The following is a 20,651-nucleotide window of genomic DNA, read 5'->3' on the forward strand; positions in this document are numbered from 1 at the left end:
CCCTAATCACCACCGCTATTACTTGGCGTAATCCTCGGTCGGGATGCAGGAGCAGAACAGGTTGCGATCCCCGTACACATCGTCGATGCGGTTGACCGAGGGCCACAGCTTGCTGGCCCGCACGGCGTCGGAGGGGAAGACGGCTTCGGCACGGCTGTAACCGCGTGCCCACTGCTCGTCCATCACATCATCCTGGGTGTGGGGTGCGTTGACCAACGGGTTGTCGGTCAGACTCCAGTGGCCGTCCTGCACCTTGCCAATCTCGGCGCGGATGCGGGTCATGGCCTCGACGAAGCGATCCAGCTCGCGCTTGGATTCGGATTCGGTCGGCTCTACCATCAGGGTACCCGCCACCGGGAAGCTCATGGTCGGCGCGTGGAAGCCGTAGTCCATCAGCCGCTTGGCCACGTCCATCTCGCTGATGCCGGAGGCTTCCTTGAGCGGACGGATGTCCAGGATGCACTCGTGGGCCACGCGGTTGTTGCGACCGGTGTAGAGCACGGGGAAGGATTCCCCCAGCTTCTTGGCCAGGTAGTTGGCGTTGAGGATGGCCACCTGGGTGGATTTTTTCAGCCCCTCGTCACCCAGCATGGCGATGTACATCCAGCTGATGGGCAGTATGCTGGCCGAACCGAACGGTGCCGCAGAGACGGCGCCGTTGTTGCGGCTCTCCTTGTCGGTCTTCACCACGGCATGACCGGCCACGAACGGCGCCAGATGCTGCTTGACGCCGATGGGGCCCATGCCCGGGCCGCCACCGCCATGGGGAATGGCGAAGGTCTTGTGCAGGTTGAGGTGCGACACGTCCGCGCCGATAAAGCCTGGCGCCGTCAAACCTACTTGCGCGTTCATGTTGGCGCCATCCAGGTACACCTGACCACCGTGCTGGTGAACGATGTCGCACACCTCCTTGATGGTCTCCTCGTACACCCCGTGGGTGGAGGGGTAGGTCACCATCAGGCAGGAGAGCTGATCCCCCACCTCGGCGGCCTTGGCGCGCAGATCGTCGAGATCCACGTTACCGAACTTGTCGCAGGCGGTGACGATGACCTTGAGGCCCGCCATCTGGGCGGAGGCCGGGTTGGTACCGTGGGCCGATGCCGGGATGAGACAGACATCGCGATGCCCCTCGCCGCGGGACTCGTGATACTTCTTGATGGCAAGCAGACCGGCGTATTCGCCCTGAGCGCCGGAGTTCGGCTGCATGCAGACGGCGTCATAACCTGTCACCTTCACCAGCCAGTCTTCCAGATCTGCCAGCAGCAGCTGGTAACCCTGGGTCTGGGCCAGCGGCGCGAAGGGGTGCAACTTGCCAAACTCGGGCCAGGTCACCGGGATCATCTCGGCGGTGGCGTTGAGCTTCATGGTGCAGGAGCCGAGCGAAATCATGGCGTAGTTCAGCGCCAGATCTTTCGCCTCGAGACGGTGGATGTAGCGCAACATCTCGGTCTCGGAGTGGTACTTGTTGAACACCTCGTGGGTCAGCACGGCGTCGGTACGCAGCAGATCCGGCGCGATGGCGTGGTGCGCCTGTGCCTTGGCATCCAGAGCGGCGACATCCAGGCCATGACCCAGGCCGAGGAAGAGATCAAACAGCTCGGCCACGTCCTCGCGGGTGGTGGTTTCGGACAGGGACACGCCCACAGCGCCATCCAGATCGGCACGCAGGTTGATGCCCAGCCCTTCGGCCTTGGCGATCAGCTCGGATTTGCCCGCGGTCAACACGGTGAGGGTATCGAACCAGCTGTCGTGCTTGAGGCTCAGCCCCTTGGTCTTGAGCCCCAGCGCCAGGATGCTGGTCAGACGGTGCACGCGGGAGGCGATGGTTTTCAGCCCCACCGGGCCGTGGTAGACGGCGTAGAAGCTCGCCATGTTGGCCAGCAGCACCTGAGCGGTACAGATGTTGGAGTTCGCCTTCTCGCGACGGATATGCTGTTCACGGGTCTGCATCGCCATGCGCAGCGCAGATTTGCCACGGGCATCCCTGGAGACACCGATGATGCGGCCCGGCATGGAGCGCTTGTAGGCGTCGCGGGTGGCGAAGAAGGCGGCGTGCGGGCCACCGTAGCCCATGGGCACGCCGAAGCGCTGGGCGGAGCCGAACACCACGTCGGCCCCCAGCTCACCCGGGGATTTGAGCAGCAGCAGGGAGAGCATGTCGGTACCGACGCAGGCCAGCCCCTTCTGGGCCTGGACCGCGGCGATCAAGGCGCGCAGATCGGTCACATTGCCGGTGGTGCCGGGGTACTGGAACATGGCACCGAACACCTCCTCGCTCACCGCCTCGGAGGCGGGACCGACGGCGACCTCGAAACCGAAGTGCACAGCGCGCTCCTTGACCACGTCGATCACCTGGGGGTGCACGTCGTCGGCCACGAAGAAGAGGTTGGACTTGGACTTGGCCATGCGTTTCGCGAGCGCCATGGCTTCGGCAGCGGCGGTGGCCTCATCCAGCAGGGAGGCGCTGGCCAAGTCCATACCCGTGAGATCCAGGGTGAGCTGCTGGAAGTTGAGCAGCGCCTCGAGACGGCCCTGGGCCAGCTCGGGCTGATAGGGGGTGTAGGCAGTGTACCAGCCCGGGTTTTCCAGCACGTTGCGCAAGATGACGTGGGGCACGTGGGTGTCGTGATAACCCATGCCGATGTAACTCTTGGCGATCCGGTTCTGGGCGGCGTAGCCCCTGAGCTTGGCCAGCGCCTCGACCTCGGTCATGGGGGCGCCGATGCCGAGGGGGCCGGGGCGGCGGATGGCGGCGGGCACCGTCTGATCGATGAGATCGTCCAGGCTCTCGGCGCCGACTTCCGCCAGCAGGGCACGCAGCTCTTCCTCACCCGGGCCTATGTGGCGGCGGATGAAATCGGTTTTTTGTTCGAGTTCAAACAGTGACTGGGTCATTTCCCTATTCCTGCTAAATTAAGTCCTGATAGATATTCCCGAGCCGGCGGCGCCGACTCCACTCATGTTCTATGTGTCGCTGGCACCATGTGCGGACACGGGATGCGCCTGGCGCATCCGTGGGGGTCGCGGTTCTGGCGGCCTGCCCGTCTCATCCAACGGGATCGGACGGGCTGGCGCGGGCGACTTCACCCGACCGCCACACGACGTCATGTCGCTGGCGGCCATACAAAAAGGCCCTGCAAAGATTGCAGGGCCCAACAGGATTACGCTTCGTCCACCACGTTCTGGTAGCCATCGGCATCCAGCAGGTTGGCGAGCTCGCCGGCGTCGTCCAGCTTGATGCGGAACAGCCAGCCGGCGCCGTAGGGGTCGGAGTTGACCAGCTCGGGGCTGCCTTCCAGCTCTTCGTTGATGGCGATGATTTCGCCGCTCACCGGGCTATAGATGTCGGAGGCGGCTTTCACCGACTCGGCCACGGCGCAGTCTTCACCGGCACCGATTTGCTTGCCCACTTCCGGCAGATCGACAAACACCATGTCTCCCAGCAAGTCCTGGGCGTGCTCGGTGATACCGACCACGGCCTCACCGTTGGCTTCAACACGGACCCACTCATGGGAGGTGGCATATTTCAGTTCGCTCGGGATATGGCTCATTTGTGCTTCCTTTATGCTCTTGAATCGCTTCGACAAAAAGAATCGGCGAAGGGTGACTCCCTGCGCCGCAATAGATTGTTACACCAGTGGCTGGCCGTTACGCACGAAGGCCGGCTTGGTGACCTTCACGGTGACCAGCTTCTTGCGGATCTCGACCTGAGCCTCGCTGCCGATGTCACGGGGCACCCGCGCCAGGGCGATGCTGTAGCCCAGGGTCGGCGAGAAGGAGCCGGAGGTGATCACCCCTTCGCGCGGCTCGCCGCTGGCGCTGGTGAAGGTGATCGGCATGCCGGCACGCAGCACCCCTTTCTCTTCCATCACCAGACCAACCAGCTTAGGGCTAGTACCGGCGGCCTTCTGGGCCTCCAGCGCGGCGCGGCCGATGAACTGGCGATCGGCGGGCTCCCAGGCCAGGGTCCAGGCCATGTTGGCGGCGAGCGGAGAAACCGACTCATCCATGTCCTGACCGTAGAGGTTCATGCCGGCTTCCAGGCGCAGGGTGTCGCGGGCACCCAGGCCACAGGGGGCCACGCCGTTGTCCAGCAGCGCCTGCCAGAGGGCACAGGCTTGGGGCTCTGGCACCACTATTTCGTATCCGTCTTCGCCGGTGTAGCCGGTAGTGGCGATGAACAGATCCCCCGCCTGCACGCCGAAGAAGGGCTTCATGCCGGTGACGGCCGCGTTTTGCTCGGCGCTGAACACCTTGGCTGCCTTGGCCTTGGCCTGCGGGCCCTGCACCGCGATCATGGCGAGCTCGGGGCGCTCGGTGACGCTCACGGCAAAGTCGATGGCGTGGTGACGGATCCAGGCCAGATCTTTCTCGCGGGTGGCGGAGTTCACCACCAGGCGGTAGAAGGTATCGCCGAGATAATAGGTGATGAGGTCATCGATGACGCCGCCTTCCGGGTTGAGCATGCCGCTGTAGAGGGCCTTGCCGGGGACGGTGAGCTTGGCCACGTCGTTGGCCAGCAGGTGTTGCAGGAAGGCTTTGACGCGCTCGCCGGTCAAGTCGACGATGGTCATGTGGGAGACATCGAACATGCCCGCATCGCTGCGCACGCTGTGGTGCTCTTCGAGCTGGGAGCCGTAATTGATGGGCATCTCCCACCCGTGGAAGTCCACCATCTTGGCGCCGGCTTCCAGGTGCTTGGGATGCAGTACAGTAGTCTGGATCATCACATTCTTTCCTTAGCAAAGAGCCCTAAAGCGTTAGCGACAACACCTGCGACCCATCCTTCTCGCTTACCTCTCGGGAAGAGAGACAGGATCACAAGGTCTGTGCTCGTTCCTGCCCTTGCCGGGCAAGAGTGATTCCTTGAACGGAGCGGATTATATGACAAGAGCGCTATGCTACCGCTCAAAAAAAACTAATCCCCTCCTGTTAAACTGACACCAGACACTAAGGCAAAAACAGTGATAAAAACAGTGGATGACCGGCTTTTCCGGGATTTAATGTTGATTTTCACCGTTTCGTCACAATTTAAAGAAAAACGTTTCGCCTCGCGCCAACATTAAAGGCTAGTGCCTCGGAGGGGCATTTCGCCTCATCAGATTAGTTTTATTGTGAAAAACCACGAGTAGAATTAGATTTTCTCACCCTTGGCCAGGGCCGGCAGCTCGCCATCCAGCCCCATGGCGGCCCGGATCACCTGGGTTTTGAGCGGCGTCAGGGCATCGAAAGCCCGCAGCCCCACCCCGCGCACCAGCTTCTTGAGCGGGTTGCTGCCACCGAACAGCCGCTTGAGCCCCTCCATCGCCGCCAGCATGCGGGCCGCCTCGCTCTTGCGCCAGCGCTCGTAACCGCGCAGGTTCGCGAGCAGACCGATGTCGGCGCCGGTGCGCTGGCTCTTGAGCAGTTGCTCGGCCAGGGCCGCCGCATCCAGCAGACCGAGGTTCACCCCCTGCCCCGCCAGCGGGTGTATGGTGTGAGCCGCATCTCCCACCAGCACCAGCCGCTCGCGGGCAAAGTCGCGGGCATAGCGGGCGGTGAGCGGGATGGCGCTGCGCGCCCCTTCCACCTTGCACAGCCCGAGCCGGGCGTCGAACGCCGCGGTGAGCCGACGGTTGAAGCCTTCGTCATCGCAGGCGCACAGCGCCTCGGCCCGCGCCGCGGGCACCGACCAAACGATAGAGCAGAGGTTGGGATCCCACAGGGGCAGGAAGGCGAGCGGACCCTCGGGGGTGAAGATCTGGCGCGCCACTCCTTCGTGGGGCTCGCCGGTGCGCACCGTCGCCACCAGGGCGTGATGGCCGTAGTCCCAGCTGGTGAGCGGGATGTCCGCCTGACGGCGCACCCAGGAGTGGGCACCGTCGGCGGCCACCACCAGTTTGGCCGAGAGGGCGCGACCATCCTCCAGCAGCAAGACGGCTCCCGCCTCGCCGCATTGCAGGCTCCGGGCCCGCGCCGGGGTGAGCAGCTGGATATTGTTTGCTCCTTTCAGAGCATCGAGCAGCGCCAGCTGGATGACCCGATTCTCGACGATATGGCCAAGGGCGCTCTGGCGCAGGCTGGCGGCGTCGAAATCGATGTGGCCGAAGCTGTCTTGCTCCCACACCGCCATCTTGTCGTAGGGCTGCAGGCGTCGCCCTTCGACCCCGGCCCAGGCACCGACCCCCTGCAATATGTGCTGGCTGGCGAGGCTCAGGGCACTGACTCGGTTGTCCGGCGCCTCCCCGAGCACGGGCTCGGGCAACTGTCCCTCCACCACGGCCACGCTCAGCGCACTGTTTTTAAGGGCGGCGGCGAGCCCGAGACCCACCATGCCGCCCCCTACTATCACCAGATCCACCGTCTGCATTTGCATTCTTTAGTTCCTTCGCTGGCCGGCCGCCTTGGCCACCGGCATCATCAATCGGTTAGCAGGGGAGCCTGCCCATTGGCTGCTCTACTCTCATCTCGTGGTCTGGCTGACGAAACCCAGGGTCTGGGCCGCCAGCGGCCCCTTGAGACAGGCAAATCGCCCCATCAGGGAGAGCGCCAGGTTGCGACCCGCCACCAGGGGGCCGTGGCCGTTGGAGAAGAGCTGGGCAAGAGCAGAGGTCAGCCAGATGGTGTGGTCCTGATCGTCCCGGCGCTGGCGCCAGTAACTGCTGAGCACCTCGAAGCTGCCGATATCCTCCCCCGCCGTGAGTGCCCGAGAGACCGCCTGAGTGAGCAGGTCGAGATCGCGCATGCCGAGGTTGAAGCCCTGCCCGGCGATGGGGTGCAGCAGGTGGGCGGCGTTACCCACCAGCACGGTGCGCTGGGCCAGGGGGTAGTCGGCGGCGGTCAGCACCAGCGGATAGCGATAGCGTGCACCGGTACGCTCGAAGCGCCCGAGTCGCCAGCCGAAGGCCTGCTGCAGGCGAACGAGGAAGGCGGCGTCATCCAGCGCCATCAGCTCGTCTGCCTGATCTCGCCGGACGCTCCACACCAGGGACGAGAGTCCATCCTGCATCGGCAGCATGGCCAGGGGGCCGCCCTCGGTGAAGCGCTCGAACGCCCGGCCATCCGGCGCCTTGGCCGTCTTGACCGTGGCGATGATGGCGCTCTGCTCGTAGTCGTGGCGGCTGACCGGCATCTTGAAGTGCTGACGCACGAAGGAGTTACCCCCATCGGCCGCCACCAGCAACCGGGTCTGGTAGCGCTCACCGCTGGCCAGGGTCAGCTGTACCCCCTCCTCCAGCGGTGCGATCGTCGACAGCTGGGCAGGGCAGCGCAGCTGGATCTGCGGGCAGGCGGCGATCCCCTGCTGCAGCTCAAGGCCCGCCGCCGACAGCTCGATCACCTGACCCAGCGCAGGCAGGCCATATTCCGCCGCCGACAGGCGAGCCTGGCCAAGATGGCCCCGATCCGAGACGTGGATGTCGGTGATGGGGGCACAGTGGGGGGCGAAGCGAGACCAGAGACCGTGGCGGGCCAGAGCCTCGCAGGTGCCCGCCGAGAGGGCGATGGCGCGGGCATCGAAGCCGGGATGAGCATTGAGTTCCGGGGCGCTCGCCTCCAGCAGCAGGATCTGCAGGGGCGCACCGCTCGGCCCGCGCAGGGCCGCGAGGGAGAGCGCAAGCACGGCGCCACTCATACCACCGCCGACGATAGCCACATCGACGTGAACCAGAGAGGATTGAGACATGAGATGAGGGGAAGAAGCTGAAAACATGGGAGAGATGCTACCACAAAGCCGCTCACCGGGATGCGACCCCACGGGCAAAAACCGATTGGAGCCCTCCGCCAGCCGGCCCATCATCCGCCGGCGCTCATTGCCCTCGATGCAAGAGAGCGCCACCGGGGCGCTCTCTTTAATAGGAACTGACAGTCTCCCGCTTGCGGGGATCAGTGCAGGGTCGGCGGCGCGATCGGGGCATCGGGACGCTTGCCAAACTCCTCGAAGGCCATCATGACCCCGAGCCGCACGTGTTCGTAGAGCACCAGGAAGGAGGCCTCGTTCTCGTCATCCTCCTGATCGAACTCGGCGGAGACCTGGGTGATGCTGGCGATGTCCTGGATCATCTCCTGCAGCTCTTCCGAGGCCCTGGACAGCTCCTGCTGCACCACGCCAAAGCCGGCGAGGAAGGCCTGGGACCAGTCAACAAGGGCGTCGATACGCTCATCGAGCGGCGCCTCATCGCTGGGCAGCATCAGTTCGACGCCCTTTTGCGCCATCAGACCTTCGATGACGCCCTGATAGAGATCGGTCATCACCTGGCGCACCGGTGCCGGCAGGCCGAAACCGTCGTTGACCAGATCGTTGAAGGGAGGCAGCCAGCTCTTGTCGTCCAGTACCACACCACCGCAGACCAGGCCGCAGATCACGCCATGGGCCTCGACAGCCGTTGCCATCAGCTCATGTCGCTCCATCAGGTCGGCCACGGCCGCGTATTTCAGGGGGTTTGTTTTGCTCATCTAAGATCCGCTCAAAGTTCAGGCAAATATGCAAAATTTATGGTCAGGATCCTAGCATTCTCCCCCTTCCAGAGCCAGCAAGGCCTTGAAACTTCTGCATCTGCGCTATATAGTCCCGCCCAGTTGTCCACGTGGATAAAGGCGGAAATCAGCCCCGCCGTATTGAGGAAGGCATGAGCATAGAGGCCGTAGAAATCGTCATTCTGGGACGTCCCTACAAGGTATCCTGTCCCCTGGGACAACAGGACGCCCTGCGCCAGGCCGCCGACCAGCTGACCGACAAGCTCATCGAGTTGCGTCAACGCTCCAAGGTCTCCAGCAACGAACAGCTTGCCGTCATGGCGGCGCTCAATTTCTGTCATGAGCTCTGCCTTGAAAAAGAGAAAAACCATCAATACTCTGAGACCATGGACAAGCGGATCAAGATGCTGCAGCGCACCATAGAAGCGGCACTGATCGAGCACGGACAATATGGCGATTCCGGCGAAGAGGGCCCCAAGCCCTAAGCGCACCGAGTTTTAAAATTCCCTGGGATGTTTGTCAGCCGGTTCAAGTCCCCGAGCCGATAATCATACCCAACAGGAGATCTATCTTCTGACTATTGCGCATGCTCGGCCCGACCGAGAAGCCTGCGGCCAGTTTAGATTTCCGCCTTGAACTCACGGTTCAAGGGCCCAAACCGGCAACGGCATTCCGGGGTACCAACAGCAAAAAGCCCGTCAGCATCTGACGGGCTTTTTCTTTGCATGGGTGGTGGATGCCACTGCCCCTTCTCACTCTGTTAGTCAGCTACCACTGTCAACGCGCATCCAGGCAGTGTTTCCTCTTATGCAGCTCCCCCTCTCTTCCACACTCTCGGCTCATCGACAGATATGAAAAAGCCCGCCAGGGTGGCGGGCTTTTCTCTCTTGCCGGACGCGTCAGACGGCCATCTGCTCGTGGGGCGAGCCGTGGTGGCGCAGCCAGGCGAAGCTCATGGCCACCAACACCACCATCACCGTCATGATGGCGCCCAGGGTCAGCTGGCCCTGCATCGGGAAGCTGGCCGCCAACAGGGTGACCACACCGGCCCCCAGGTTCTGCATGCCGCCGAGGATGGCACCCGCGGTGCCCGCCTGACCCGGAAAGGGCTCGATGGCACAGGAGGTGGCGGTCGGATAGAGGATGCCGCTACCGATGAAGTAGACCGCCGCACCGCCCACCAGGGATGCCGCACTCACCAGCCCGAACAGACCGGGCACCAGTATGATGAGGGAGCCCAGAGCCAGGAAGGCGATGCCAAGGCGCATCAGCTTGCCCTGACTCAGGCGAAAACTCAGGCGGGCCGAGAGCCAGGCACCGAACAGGTAGCCGGGCAGCGGCAGCACGAACAGGACGCTGACGGTGCGGGCGCTGAGTTTGAGCACATCGCCGAGCAGCACCCCGGCCGCCGCCTCGAACACGGCGAGCCCCGCGAAGGTCGCCATCAGGCACAGCAGGTTGCCCTGAAAACGCGGGTTACCGAGCACGTGGCGATAGGCGGCACCGACCCGCAGCGGCTGCTGACGCGCGGCCTCGGGCAGGGTCTCGCCAAACCAGGCCAGCAGCGCCAGGGTGGTCAGGGCGCCGAAGCCGAACAGGAACCAGTAACCGGCGCGCCAGTTAAACAGCTCGGTCAACCAGCCACCCAGCACCGGGGCCAGCAGCGGGGAGAAGATCACCCCCATGCTCACCAGGCTGTTGGCCCGGTTCAGCTCGGCGCCGTTGTAGCGATCCCGCATCACGGTCCGGCTCATGGCGCCACCGGCCCCGGTACCCAGCCCCTGGATGAAGCTGCCGGCCAGCAGGGCGCTGAAGTGCGGGATCAGCTGGATGGTCAGGGTCCCGACCAGGAACACCATCATGCCGATGAGCAGCACCGGACGACGGCCAATCCTGTCCGACAGCGGGCCATAGACGAACTGGGAGAGCCCGTAGGGAATGAGGTAACAGGCCATCACCGCCTGCAACTGGCCGGAGGCCACGTTGAAGTCCCCCGCCATCATGGGAATGGAGGGCACATACAGGGTTTGGGTCATCTGGCCCACGGCGACCATCAGGATGGTCAGAAAAAACAGAGGATAGAAACTGTGCCGAGTCATAGCTGTTGTCCCGCAAATCATCAAAAAGCTGCCACGCCCCTGGCAGATGTCTGCAGGGGATCCAAACAAGGGTCACTGAAGGGTAAAAACAAGGCGGAGGACCCGCACCAGCCGAAAGCAGGACGCTCTCTTGGCTGCGGTAATATTAGTGATTCATGTCACAAAAAACGAACGAATCTTTATAATCTGCTTTCCCAAGTTTTTCTAATGTGACGAAAAAACTGCCTCGTTTCGGATGAGAATCAGGTGGTTATTGCCAGTCACTCCCCTGCCTGATCCCGCTGATGGGACCGGTAGAGCAAAGGCTATCCCTCTTCCATCGCCCAAGGCCCGCCATTTCTCGACCAGATCCAGGCAAGACCCCCTTTTTTTATCGGCCAACGCCTCCGCTTGTGCACCGTAGAGATCCGGCCCTGCTCTCCCAGGTTCAGGGCAACACGTCACCATCTGGTCGGCCAGCGCCTCAACAGGCTCACCGGCAAGGGCACCGCCTCTTGCACCCGTTCAAGGGCAATCTGTCCATCATCTGTGCAAGCAAGAAGTCAGCCTGAAGACAGTGTCGTCGGCAAATAACGCCACCTCTCACTACCATGCGGCCTTCAACAGGCCAATAGAATCAACGAGATATCATATTGTTATTTTTTTGTTGCTGTCACCTTGCGAACCCGGCTGGCCTAACCTAAAAATGTAATCGATTACATTTCACCCACAGGTCGCTGAATGAGCCGAGCCCCCTCCCCCATCAATCCCGTCTCCATGGCCGCCGTGGCGGAGCAGGCCGGGGTGTCGGTCGCCACCGTCTCCCGGGTGCTCAATCAGCAGGAGGGTGTCACCGCCAAGACCCGGGCCAAGGTCGACCAGGCCGTCCACGCGCTCGGCTACAGAGTCAATCATCTGGCCACCAGCCTGCGCACCGCCAAGAGCTGGCTGCTGCTCATCATGGTGCCCGACCTCACCAATCCCTTCTATATCGAGGTCGTGCGCGGCATAGACCGGGTGGCCCGCCAGCACGGCTACTTCGTGCTGCTGTGCGACACCGGCGCCGATCCGGGGCGGGAGCGCTCGGCCTTCGAGCTGTTGCGTACCCACAGAGCCGACGGTGCCATCTGTCTGGATCCCGACTCCATCCAGCAGGGGCTGAGCCAGGAGATCAACGCGCTGCCCTGGGTCGCCTGCTGTGAGTTTGACCCCGCTATGCCGGTTCCCTACGTGGGCATAGATAACCAGGCGGCGGCGGCGGAAGCGATCCGCTATCTGCTGAGCCGGGGCCATCGCCGCATCGCGCTGATAGGCGCAGATCCCGCCTACCTCTACGCCCGCCAGCGTGAGGCCGGGGTGCGCCAGGCCCTGGCAGAGGCCGGACTGCTCCTGGCGGAGGAGTGGAACATCCGGGTCACCAGCTTCAGCTTCCTGGCCGGGGCCGAGGCGGCAAAGCAACTGCTCCGTTGCCCGCACCGCCCGACCGCCATCTTCGCCGTCGCCGATGCCCTGGCCATCGGCCTGATGCACAGCTTGCAAGAGGCGGGCCTGCGCATCCCGGACGACATCGCCATCATGGGCTTCGATGACATACCCATGGCCGCCCAGCTCAATCCACCGCTCACCACCATGGCGCAACCCATGGACGAGCTCGGTGCCGAGGCGACCCGTCTGCTGCTGCAGCGCTTGAACGCCCCCGACACCCCGCTGATCGGCCGCCTGCTCCCCCATCGGCTCGTCAGCAGAGGGAGCGTCTGATGCCGCTCACCCCCCTTTGCCAGCCGCCCGACAGTGCCGGGCACAACCGGAGAACCTCATGAGTCTCAGTGTCGAATTTAGCGGCGTCTGCAAGGACTTCGGCCCCATCCGGGTGCTGCACGGGGTCGATTTTGATCTGGCCGCAGGGCGCGTCTACGGCCTGCTGGGGGAGAATGGCGCGGGCAAATCCACCCTGATGAAGATCCTCGCCGGTTACGAGTCGATCAGCGCCGGGGAGATCCGCATCGATGGCGAGGCGCGCCGCTGGACCTCCTCCCGCGAGGCGGAGCAGGCAGGCATAGTGCTGATCCATCAAGAGCTCAACCTGGCCGAGCACCTCACCCTGACCCAGAACCTGTTCCTCGGCCATGAGCTGAAACGGGGCTGCCTGCTGGACGAGGCCACCATGGCCAGCCAGACCCAACATTATCTGGAGCAGGTCGGGCTGCCGCGCGCCCCCGCCACCCGGGTGCGCCAACTCATCGTCGCGGAGAAGCAGCTGGTGGAGATCGCCAAGGCGTTGTCACGCCAGGCCCGCCTGCTGATCATGGATGAACCGACCGCCACCCTGACCCCGGGAGAGACGGCGCGGCTGTTCGCCCTCATCGCCAGGCTCAAGGCCCAGGGCACCACCATCATCTACATCTCCCACAAGCTGGACGAGGTCAAGCAGATCACCGACGAGATAGTAGTGATGCGCGATGGCCGCTTCGTCAGCCGGGGGGAGACGGCGTCCTTCAGCCGCCAGCAGATGGCCAACCTCATGGTGGGGCGCGAGATGTCGGACATGTTCCCCCCCAGGCTCCCGCCCCCGGAAGGCACGGAGACCGCCCTCGCGGTGAGGGGGCTGCACGTCACTGGCTGGGTGGAGAGCCTCGATTTCGAGGTGCGCAGCGGCGAGATCTACGGCTTCGCCGGGCTGGTGGGGGCTGGTCGCACCGAGGCGTTCGAGGCCATCCTGGGCCTGCGTGAGCGCCAGGCTGGCAGCATAGAGCTGGCCGGCAAGGCCGTGCGCATCGACAGCCCGCTCGCCGCCATGCGCCAGGGGCTCACCTATCTACCGGAGGATCGCAAGGGCAAGGGGCTGCATACCCAGCTCGGGCTGACCGAGAACCTCACCCTGATGACGCTGGCGCGCTATGCCCACCCCTGGCTGGACAAGGTGGCGGAGCGGGCGGCCCTCGACCGCGCCATTACCGATTTCGGCATCAAGGCCAGCTCCCACACTATCCGCGCCCGCATGATGTCGGGGGGCAATCAGCAAAAATTGGCCCTCGCCAAGTTCCTGCACCCGGACCCCAGGGTCATCGTACTCGACGAGCCCACCCGGGGGGTGGATGTGGGCGCCAAGCGTGACATCTATTTCCTGATCCAGCGACTGGCCGCCGAGGGGCGCGCCGTCATCGTCATCTCGAGCGAGCTTATTGAACTGATCGGCCTGTGCCACAGAGTCGCCGTGCTGCGAGCCGGCCGCCTCCAGGCGGTGCTGCCCGCCCATCATCTGACCGAAGAGGAGTTGATCGCCTATGCAACAGGTACCCACTGACACCCGCAAAGAGCGGTTGCTCTCCCTGCTATCGGGCACGGGCCCGCTGCTGGGGCTGATCCTGCTGTGCCTGCTCGGCGCCCTGCTCAACCCCGACTTCGCCACCCTGGACAACCTGCTCAACGTGCTGACCCGCACCGCCTTCATCGGCATCATAGCGGTGGGCATGACCTTCGTTATCATGTCCGGCGGCATCGATCTCTCGGTCGGCGCCATGGCGGCCCTGATCGCCGGGGCCATGATCCTCATCATGAACCGACTCGGCGCGGGGCCACTGGCGGAGTCTCCCCTGCTGGTGGTGATCATCGGCATCGTGCTGGCCCTGCTGCTCGGCCTGCTGTTCGGGGCCGGTCACGGCCTGCTCATCACCAGCGGCAAGATTGAGCCCTTCATCGTTACCCTCGGCACCCTCGGCATCTTCCGGGCCGTGCTGACCTATCTGGCCGACGGCGGCGCCCTGACCCTGGACGATGCCCTCGGCGACATCTACAGCCCCGTCTATTACGGCAGCCTGCTGGGGATCCCCATTCCGGTCTGGGTCTTCCTGCTGGTGGCGCTGGCCGGGGGCTTGCTGCTCAACCGCACCGCCTTCGGTCGCCATGTGCAGGCCATCGGCTCCAACGAGCAGGTGGCGCGCTACGCCACCATACGGGTCGATCTGGTCAAGCTGCTCAGCTATGCGCTGCTCGGGCTCTGCGTCGGCATCGCCACCCTGCTCTATGTGCCGCGTCTGGGCTCAGCCACCCCCACCACCGGGCTCTTGTGGGAGCTGGAGGCCATCGCCGCCGTGGTGGTGGGCGGCACCTCCCTCAAGGGGGGCGAGGGGCGCATCTTCGGCACCCTGGTGGGCGCCATACTGCTGTCGGTCATCAGCAACATCCTCAATCTGACCAGCATCATCAGTGTTTACCTCAATGCGGCCGTGCAGGGCGTCGTGATCATCATGGTCGCCTTCATGCAGCGCCGACGTTGAGCTTGTGGTGGAAGCAGCAGTAAGACGAGTGGCGAGGGCTCCCCTCGCCGGACAAGGAACGGGCGCAAGCCCAACAGTCAGAGGCTATCAAGATGAACAAGATGCTACACAACTTAACGCTACACACCTTGGGCGCCTGCGCCCTGATGATCGCTGCCGGCAGCGCCTCGGCAGCCGAGAAGATGACCCTGGGGGTCTCCATCCCGACCGCGACCCACAGCTTCACCGCCGGCATCGTCTGGTGGGCCAACAAGGCCAAGGAGGATCTGGAGAAGGCCCACCCCGATCTCAAGGTGATCGTCAAGACCGCCGCCAATGCCCCTGAACAGGCCAACCAGCTGCAGGATCTGCTGACGGTCAACAAGATGGATACGCTGGTCATCTTCCCGTTCGAGTCAGCCTCCCTGACCAAGCCGGTGGCCCAGGTCAAGCAGAAGGGGGTCTATGTCACCGTGGTCGATCGGGGGCTGACCGACACCAGCGCCCAGGATGCCTACGTGGCCGGGGATAACACCGCCTTCGGCAAGCTGCCCGCCGAGTTCATCGCCAAGACCCTCAACGGCAAGGGAGACATAGTCGCCCTGCGCGGCATTCCCACCACCCTGGACAACGAGCGCTTCGATGCCTTCACCGGCGTGATGAAGCAGCATGGGGACATCAAGATCCTCGATGCCAAATACGGCAACTGGAATCGCGACGATGCCTTCAAGGTGATGCAGGACTTCCTGACTCGCTTCAAGCACATCGATGCGGTCTGGGCCGCCGATGACGACATGGCGGTGGGGGTGCTCAAGGCCATCGATCAGGCCAAGCGCACCGACATCAAGCTGGTGTTTGGCGGTGCCGGGGCCAAGGGGGCGATCAAGACCCTGATGGACGGCAGCGATCCTCGCATCCAGGCCAACGTCTCCTACTCCCCCAAGTTCATGTATGACGCCATCATGCTGACCGCAGAGGCCCGCCTCAAGGGCGAGCGCCTGCCGGCCAACACCATCATCCCCTCGGTGCTGATCACCCCGCAGACGGCCAAGGAGTTCTACTTCCCCGACTCCCCGTTCTAAGGGGGAGGCTGGCGACCGGAGGGGCCGGTCGCCAGCCTGTCGTCCTGAGACTCATCCCTCTTCTTATTCAGGAGTGCCCATGAAGACCATCAAGGGACCGGCCATCTTCCTCGCCCAGTTCATGGGGGATCAGCCGCCATTCGATACGCTCACCGGCCTGGCGGACTGGGCCGCCGGCCTCGGCTTTCGCGGCCTGCAACTGCCGACGGACCCGCGCCTGTTCGATCTAACCCTGGCGGCCAACAGCCAGGATTATTGCGACGAGATAAGCGGCCTGCTGGCCGAGCGGGGCTTGGTCATCACCGAGCTCTCCACCCATCTGCAGGGCCAGCTGCTGGCCGTCCACCCCGCCTATGACAGCCTGTTCGATGGCTTCGCCCCGGCGGCGCTGCGCGGCAAGCCTGCCGCCCGCACCCAATGGGCCGCCGACCAGCTCAAGGCGGCCGCCCTCGCCTCCCGCCGGCTCGGGCTCAGCGCCCACGTCACCTTCTCCGGCGCCCTCGCCTGGCCCTATCTCTATCCCTGGCCCCAGCGGCCCGCCGGACTCATTGAGGAGGCCTTCGCCGAGCTGGCCCGGCGCTGGCTCCCCCTGCTGCAGGCCTTTGACGAGGCCGGGGTGGATGTCTGCTACGAGCTGCACCCGGGGGAGGACCTGTTCGATGGCGCCACGCTGGAGCGCTTCCTCGAGGCGACCGGCGAACACCCCAGGGTCAACGTGCTCTACGACCCCAGCCACATGCTGTTGCAGCAGCTCGATTACCTCGCCTTCCTCGACCACTATCACGAACGGGTGCGCGCCTTTCACGTGAAGGATGCCGAGTTCAGGCCCTCGGGGCGCCAGGGGGTCTATGGGGGCTATGCCCCCTGGCTCGGGCGGGCGGGGCGCTTTCGCTCCCTGGGGGATGGCCAGATCGACTTTGGCGCCATCTTCAGCAAGCTCGCCCAGTACGACTACCCCGGTTGGGCCGTGCTGGAGTGGGAGTGCGCCCTCAAGCACCCGCAGGACGGTGCCGCCGAGGGGGCCGACTTCATTCGCAATCATATTATCCGGGTCGCCGAGCGCCCCTTCGATGACTTCGCCGGCAGCGGCCTGGCGCGGGAGGCGGTCAGAAGCCTGCTCGGCCTCGGCGATAGCTTGAGCGGCAGTTCGGGCGGCCAGATGGGAGAGAATAAATGAAGAGACGACTGCGTCTGGGCATGGTCGGCGGCGGCCAGGGGGCCTTCATCGGCGCCGTACACCGGCTGGCCGCCCGCATGGACGATCACTATGAGCTGCTCGCCGCGGCCCTCTCCGCCGATCCCGCCAACGCCCGCTCAAGCGCCCTCGCCCTCGGGCTGGACCCGGCCCGCGCCTACGAGGATTACGCCAAGATGGCCCAGGCGGAGGCGGCCCGGCCCGACGGCATAGAGGTGGTGGCCATCACCACCCCCAACCACCTGCACGCCCCGGTGGCGCGTGCCTTTCTCGAAGCCGGCATCCACGTGATCTGCGACAAGCCGCTGGCGCTGACCCTGGCCGAGGGGGAGGAGCTCGCCCGGCTCGCCCGCCAGCAGCGGCGGCTGTTTGCCCTCACCCACACCTATTCGGGCTACCCCATGGTGCGCCACGCCCGCGAGCTGGTCGCCGCCGGTGAGCTCGGCGAGCTGCGCTACGTGCAGGTGGAGTACCTGCAGGACTGGCTCGCCAACCCCATCCCCCCCGGTCAGAACAAGCAGGCGGACTGGCGGGCCGATCCGGCCCGCGCCGGGCGGGCGGGTTGCCTCGGCGACATCGGCACCCACGCCTACCAGCTGGCGGCCTTCATCACAGGGCAGTTGCCGAGCGAGCTCGCCGCCCTGCTGCACAGCTTCGTGCCGGGGCGGCTGGTGGACGACCATCTGCAGATCTGGTTGCGCTACCCCAACGGGATGCGCGGATCGCTCAACGCCAGCCAGGTCGCCAGCGGCGAGGAGAACCGGCTGCAGATCCGCCTCTATGGCAGCAAGGCCAGTCTGGTCTTTCGCCAGGAGGAGCCGAATCAGCTCTGGCTGACCCCCTTTGGCGGCGCCAGCCAGCGGCTGACCCGGGGCCGGGTGGATAGCCTTGCGGCGCGCCACGCCAGCCGGGTGCCCGCCGGCCACCCCGAGGGCTATCTGGAGGCCTTCGCCCAGCTCTACACGGACGCGGCCCTGCAGATCCACGCTCTGGCGGCCGGGGAGGCGCCGCCCCCCGAGAGCCTGACCCTCACCACGGTCGAGGACGGGGTGGCGGGGATGCGCTTCATCGAAGCCAGCCTGGCCAGTCACGCCGCTGACGGACGTTGGCAGCCGCTCTCCCCCTGACACCGCCATGAGGGAAGCGCCTCGACAGACAAGCCGGACGGCGCCATTCAGCCGGCGCCGTCCGGCTTGCCGTTATCTGTTGTTCCCGCTGTTGCACCCGCTTGCGCTTATACATCCTCATCCCCTTTTCATCGCGGGACACCCCTGCCAGTGGCAGGGCATCACGCTATTTATCAATTAAATATCAGTGATTGATGTTGATCTTTAAGAATATTGCTCTGCCATATGCGGCTCTGGTTCATTGGAAATGGCGGGGTCGCCTGCCCCGCCAAGGGGCCGGCGCAAGGGGCATCCTCACCCACCCGTCCGGCCACCTCATCATCCCGCCCGCCGCACTCTGGCCATCCCCTGCCCCTCATCCTGGCTCGCCAACGTCCTCCCCAGCCGCAGGCAGCGATCGCCGACCTTGTCGGCCAGGGCCTCGTCGTGGGTCACCAGCAGCAGGGCGCAGCCGATCTCGCCGAGCTCTTCCAGCAGGCAGGCCATGGTCAGCTGCTGGCTGAGGGGAATGGCCGGGTCAGGGTGACGAGCAATGCCCCCTCTTTTGCCTCAATCGCTCTGATAGGCGCGCTTTGCAGCACACCCGGCTTGCGCCAGGCCTGCTGCAAGGCAAACGCGACCTGCCCGGCACTCACCTCGCTGCCATCGTGAAAATGGGCCTGGAGGCGCAGCCTGAATTGCCAGATCACGCCATCGTCGGAGTGGGACCAGACAGTGGCCAGCCCGGGTTGAAGCTGGCCCTTGTCATCGGCCTCCACCAGGGTCTCGGCGACCTGCAAGCGGGTAAAGAAGACCCCGTTGCTGGCCGGATCCAGGCTGTGGATCTCCCAGGGCCCCACCATGGTGAGCGGCTTGCCATGGGCCGCATTCATCCCGACCACCAGAGCCAGCGATATCCATCCTGCATAGCTGTATTTCTTTGTCATCCCGTCCATACAAACGAAAATCATTACTAACAACGAACTGCACTTGTTATAACATAACAAATAAATCCGATGGAACTATTTTCTTGTCTTCGATTGATATGGATGTGGGGAGCAAAAGGCGATCACAGAGGCCAGCATGACCAATCACAAGGGGCATTCGCCGTGTGGGAAAGTAGATTTTTTGCTGTGACAATCAGAACAAAAAGCAATAAAAAGGCCCCTTCTCGGGGCCTTCTTTCACTCAGCGGGTCATCATCTGCTGCACCCGTTTGGCCGCCTCTTCCGGCGTCTCTTCCTTGCGCGGCGGGATGGTGATGCCCTTCTGGCAAGCAGGGCGCGCATCCAGTCTGGCCATCCAGGCCTGCAGATGAGGCAAACCATCGATGGAAATGCCGCTCCAGTCGTGGATCCTGACCCAGGGCCAGGTGGCGATGTCGGCGATGCTGTATTCGTCCGCCAGATACTCGTGGTGGGCCAGGTGGGCGTCGAGCACCTCGAACAGGCGGCGCCCTTCCTTCTGGTAGCGTTCGATGGCCGCCGGGATCTTCTCGGGGAAGTAGCGATAGAAGACGTTGGCCTGCCCCATCATGGGACCCACCCCCCCCATCTGGAACATCAGCCACTGGATCGCCTGGGAGCGGCGCTTGAGATCTTGCGGCAGCAATTTGCCCGCCTTCTCTGCCAGATAGAGCAGGATGGCACCGGACTCGAACACGGCGAAGTTACCGTTATCCCGATCGACGATGGCCGGAATGCGGCCGTTCGGGTTGATCGCCAGGAAATCGGGTTTCTTCTGATCCAGCGCCGACAGATCGAGGGGGATCACCCGGTAGGGCAGTCCCAGCTCTTCGAGGGCAATGGTGACCTTGAAGCCATTAGGGGTGGCGGCGGTGTAGAGATCGATCATGATGGACTCCTTGTGATTCAGGCCTTGGCGCTGGGACGGGCACTGACCCGCTCGTGCCAGGCCTGCAAATGAAACTGGGTCGGGGCTATGCGCAAGTCTACGACCTTGCCAAAGTCGATGGTGCACAGGGCCAGAATGTCGGCGATGGTGAAGCGCTCACCAGCGATATAGGGGACCTTTGCGAGGCGGGCGTCCAGCTTGTCAAACCACGTCTGGGCGTTCCTTTTGCACTCCTCGCCCCACTCGGGGAAGGTGGTCTCCCTGTCCTTGTAAAACCCCGTGATGTGGCGAAACGCCATGCCGGTGGGCAGCCAGAGATTGAACTCGATGAAGCGGCTCCACATCTCTATGGTTGCCCGCTCCAGCGGTGTGCTGCCAAACAGATTCGGTGTGGGATGAAGCTCTTCAAAATAACGACAGATGGCCAGAGTCTCGCTGATATGGGTGCCGTCATCGAGCTCAAGCACCGGGATGCGTCCCGCCGGATTCTTGGCCAGAAACGCTGGACTCAGATTCTCGCCGGCTCCCAGATCCACTTGCTGGTAGGCCATCTCGACCCCCTTCTCAGCCAGAAACATCCTGACCCGGCGGGCGTTGGGGGCACGTCTCAACTCATACACCTTCAT

The 20,651-nt window shown here is 64.0% G+C and carries 18 protein-coding genes and 1 other RNA gene; 8 read left to right on the top strand and 11 right to left on the bottom strand.

Features of this window, described 5'->3' with window-relative positions; genetic code table 11:
* Nucleotides 1-18: 18 nt before the first annotated feature.
* The 6 genes from gcvP to MM194_RS13170 form a co-directional block, all read right to left on the bottom strand.
* Entirely contained in the window at nt 19-2,895 is a 2,877-nt protein-coding gene (gene gcvP, locus MM194_RS13145; protein WP_241343783.1) for an aminomethyl-transferring glycine dehydrogenase, read from the bottom strand.
* 266 nt (nt 2,896-3,161) lie between these two features.
* Entirely contained in the window at nt 3,162-3,551 is a 390-nt protein-coding gene (gene gcvH / locus MM194_RS13150; RefSeq protein ID WP_033129072.1) for a glycine cleavage system protein GcvH, read from the bottom strand.
* A gap of 78 nt (nt 3,552-3,629) precedes the next feature.
* Nucleotides 3,630-4,727 (bottom strand): glycine cleavage system aminomethyltransferase GcvT, encoded by a 1,098-nt coding sequence (gene gcvT / locus MM194_RS13155; protein ID WP_033129071.1) that lies wholly within the window; start codon nt 4,725-4,727, stop codon nt 3,630-3,632.
* A 407-nt stretch (nt 4,728-5,134) separates the two neighbouring features.
* Nucleotides 5,135-6,355, bottom strand: coding sequence for an FAD-dependent 2-octaprenylphenol hydroxylase (locus MM194_RS13160; protein WP_033129070.1), 1,221 nt, complete (start codon nt 6,353-6,355; stop codon nt 5,135-5,137).
* Between the two features lie 87 nt (nt 6,356-6,442).
* A complete protein-coding gene (ubiH, locus tag MM194_RS13165) occupies nt 6,443-7,663 on the bottom strand; it encodes a 2-octaprenyl-6-methoxyphenyl hydroxylase (protein ID WP_241343784.1) in 1,221 nt (406 codons plus the stop codon).
* 200 nt (nt 7,664-7,863) lie between these two features.
* Nucleotides 7,864-8,433, bottom strand: coding sequence for a UPF0149 family protein (locus MM194_RS13170; protein ID WP_033129068.1), 570 nt, complete (start codon nt 8,431-8,433; stop codon nt 7,864-7,866).
* Between the two features lie 173 nt (nt 8,434-8,606).
* Between MM194_RS13170 and zapA the strand changes: the two genes are divergently transcribed.
* Together zapA and ssrS are read left to right on the top strand one after the other, a co-directional pair.
* On the top strand, nt 8,607-8,939 hold the full coding sequence (gene zapA, locus MM194_RS13175) for a cell division protein ZapA (protein ID WP_033129067.1): 333 nt from the start codon (nt 8,607-8,609) through the stop codon (nt 8,937-8,939).
* A gap of 16 nt (nt 8,940-8,955) precedes the next feature.
* Nucleotides 8,956-9,137, top strand: a non-coding RNA gene (gene ssrS / locus MM194_RS13180) — 6S RNA.
* 216 nt (nt 9,138-9,353) lie between these two features.
* On the opposite strand, the gene emrD is transcribed toward ssrS, so the two are convergent.
* A complete protein-coding gene (gene emrD, locus MM194_RS13185) occupies nt 9,354-10,553 on the bottom strand; it encodes a multidrug efflux MFS transporter EmrD (protein WP_241343785.1) in 1,200 nt (399 codons plus the stop codon).
* 720 nt (nt 10,554-11,273) lie between these two features.
* Between emrD and MM194_RS13190 the strand changes: the two genes are divergently transcribed.
* The 6 genes from MM194_RS13190 (at nt 11,274) to MM194_RS13215 (ending at nt 18,192) form a co-directional block, all read left to right on the top strand.
* The gene (locus MM194_RS13190) at nt 11,274-12,290 is read left to right on the top strand and encodes a LacI family DNA-binding transcriptional regulator (protein WP_241343786.1); all 1,017 of its coding nucleotides are present in this window, start codon (nt 11,274-11,276) and stop codon (nt 12,288-12,290) included.
* Nucleotides 12,291-12,348: 58 nt separating this feature from the next.
* Nucleotides 12,349-13,836: a sugar ABC transporter ATP-binding protein gene (locus tag MM194_RS13195; protein WP_241343787.1), complete on the top strand. Its 1,488-nt coding sequence runs from the start codon at nt 12,349-12,351 to the stop codon at nt 13,834-13,836.
* On the top strand, nt 13,817-14,809 hold the full coding sequence (locus MM194_RS13200; protein ID WP_241343788.1) for an ABC transporter permease: 993 nt from the start codon (nt 13,817-13,819) through the stop codon (nt 14,807-14,809). Before MM194_RS13195 ends, MM194_RS13200 begins: the two co-directional genes overlap by 20 nt.
* Before the next feature lie 92 nt (nt 14,810-14,901).
* Nucleotides 14,902-15,870, top strand: a complete 969-nt coding sequence (locus MM194_RS13205) for a substrate-binding domain-containing protein (RefSeq protein ID WP_033129063.1) — start codon at nt 14,902-14,904, stop codon at nt 15,868-15,870.
* Nucleotides 15,871-15,949: 79 nt separating this feature from the next.
* Nucleotides 15,950-17,047, top strand: a complete 1,098-nt coding sequence (locus MM194_RS13210) for a sugar phosphate isomerase/epimerase (RefSeq protein ID WP_052100809.1) — start codon at nt 15,950-15,952, stop codon at nt 17,045-17,047.
* Nucleotides 17,044-18,192, top strand: a complete 1,149-nt coding sequence (locus tag MM194_RS13215; protein WP_033129062.1) for a Gfo/Idh/MocA family oxidoreductase — start codon at nt 17,044-17,046, stop codon at nt 18,190-18,192. Before MM194_RS13210 ends, MM194_RS13215 begins: the two co-directional genes overlap by 4 nt.
* 318 nt (nt 18,193-18,510) lie before the next feature.
* Here MM194_RS13215 and MM194_RS13220 read toward each other — a convergent pair whose 3' ends face one another.
* The 4 genes from MM194_RS13220 to MM194_RS13235 form a co-directional block, all read right to left on the bottom strand.
* The gene (locus MM194_RS13220; protein WP_238566365.1) at nt 18,511-18,678 is read right to left on the bottom strand and encodes a hypothetical protein; all 168 of its coding nucleotides are present in this window, start codon (nt 18,676-18,678) and stop codon (nt 18,511-18,513) included.
* Between the two features lie 2 nt (nt 18,679-18,680).
* Nucleotides 18,681-19,127 (bottom strand): ABC transporter substrate-binding protein, encoded by a 447-nt coding sequence (locus MM194_RS13225; RefSeq protein ID WP_241343789.1) that lies wholly within the window; start codon nt 19,125-19,127, stop codon nt 18,681-18,683.
* A 232-nt stretch (nt 19,128-19,359) separates the two neighbouring features.
* Nucleotides 19,360-20,025, bottom strand: coding sequence for a glutathione S-transferase N-terminal domain-containing protein (locus tag MM194_RS13230; protein WP_241343790.1), 666 nt, complete (start codon nt 20,023-20,025; stop codon nt 19,360-19,362).
* 17 nt (nt 20,026-20,042) lie between these two features.
* Nucleotides 20,043-20,651 carry a glutathione S-transferase family protein gene (locus tag MM194_RS13235; RefSeq protein ID WP_033129059.1) on the bottom strand — a complete coding sequence of 203 codons (609 nt, stop codon included), beginning with the start codon at nt 20,649-20,651 and terminating at the stop codon, nt 20,043-20,045.

This window comes from Aeromonas sp. MR16, from assembly GCF_022549315.1.
Taxonomy (GTDB): domain Bacteria; phylum Pseudomonadota; class Gammaproteobacteria; order Enterobacterales; family Aeromonadaceae; genus Aeromonas; species Aeromonas aquatica.

Coding starts and splice junctions, on each gene's coding strand:
- gcvP (WP_241343783.1), bottom strand. CDS start 2,895: ATGACCCAGTCACTGTTTGAACTCGAACAAAAAACCGATTTCATCCGC.
- gcvH (WP_033129072.1), bottom strand. CDS start 3,551: ATGAGCCATATCCCGAGCGAACTGAAATATGCCACCTCCCATGAGTGG.
- gcvT (WP_033129071.1), bottom strand. CDS start 4,727: ATGATCCAGACTACTGTACTGCATCCCAAGCACCTGGAAGCCGGCGCC.
- MM194_RS13160 (WP_033129070.1), bottom strand. CDS start 6,355: ATGCAAATGCAGACGGTGGATCTGGTGATAGTAGGGGGCGGCATGGTG.
- ubiH (WP_241343784.1), bottom strand. CDS start 7,663: ATGTCTCAATCCTCTCTGGTTCACGTCGATGTGGCTATCGTCGGCGGT.
- MM194_RS13170 (WP_033129068.1), bottom strand. CDS start 8,433: ATGAGCAAAACAAACCCCCTGAAATACGCGGCCGTGGCCGACCTGATG.
- zapA (WP_033129067.1), top strand. CDS start 8,607: ATGAGCATAGAGGCCGTAGAAATCGTCATTCTGGGACGTCCCTACAAG.
- emrD (WP_241343785.1), bottom strand. CDS start 10,553: ATGACTCGGCACAGTTTCTATCCTCTGTTTTTTCTGACCATCCTGATG.
- MM194_RS13190 (WP_241343786.1), top strand. CDS start 11,274: ATGAGCCGAGCCCCCTCCCCCATCAATCCCGTCTCCATGGCCGCCGTG.
- MM194_RS13195 (WP_241343787.1), top strand. CDS start 12,349: ATGAGTCTCAGTGTCGAATTTAGCGGCGTCTGCAAGGACTTCGGCCCC.
- MM194_RS13200 (WP_241343788.1), top strand. CDS start 13,817: ATGCAACAGGTACCCACTGACACCCGCAAAGAGCGGTTGCTCTCCCTG.
- MM194_RS13205 (WP_033129063.1), top strand. CDS start 14,902: ATGAACAAGATGCTACACAACTTAACGCTACACACCTTGGGCGCCTGC.
- MM194_RS13210 (WP_052100809.1), top strand. CDS start 15,950: ATGAAGACCATCAAGGGACCGGCCATCTTCCTCGCCCAGTTCATGGGG.
- MM194_RS13215 (WP_033129062.1), top strand. CDS start 17,044: ATGAAGAGACGACTGCGTCTGGGCATGGTCGGCGGCGGCCAGGGGGCC.
- MM194_RS13220 (WP_238566365.1), bottom strand. CDS start 18,678: ATGGCCTGCCTGCTGGAAGAGCTCGGCGAGATCGGCTGCGCCCTGCTG.
- MM194_RS13225 (WP_241343789.1), bottom strand. CDS start 19,127: ATGGACGGGATGACAAAGAAATACAGCTATGCAGGATGGATATCGCTG.
- MM194_RS13230 (WP_241343790.1), bottom strand. CDS start 20,025: ATGATCGATCTCTACACCGCCGCCACCCCTAATGGCTTCAAGGTCACC.
- MM194_RS13235 (WP_033129059.1), bottom strand. CDS start 20,651: ATGAAGGTGTATGAGTTGAGACGTGCCCCCAACGCCCGCCGGGTCAGG.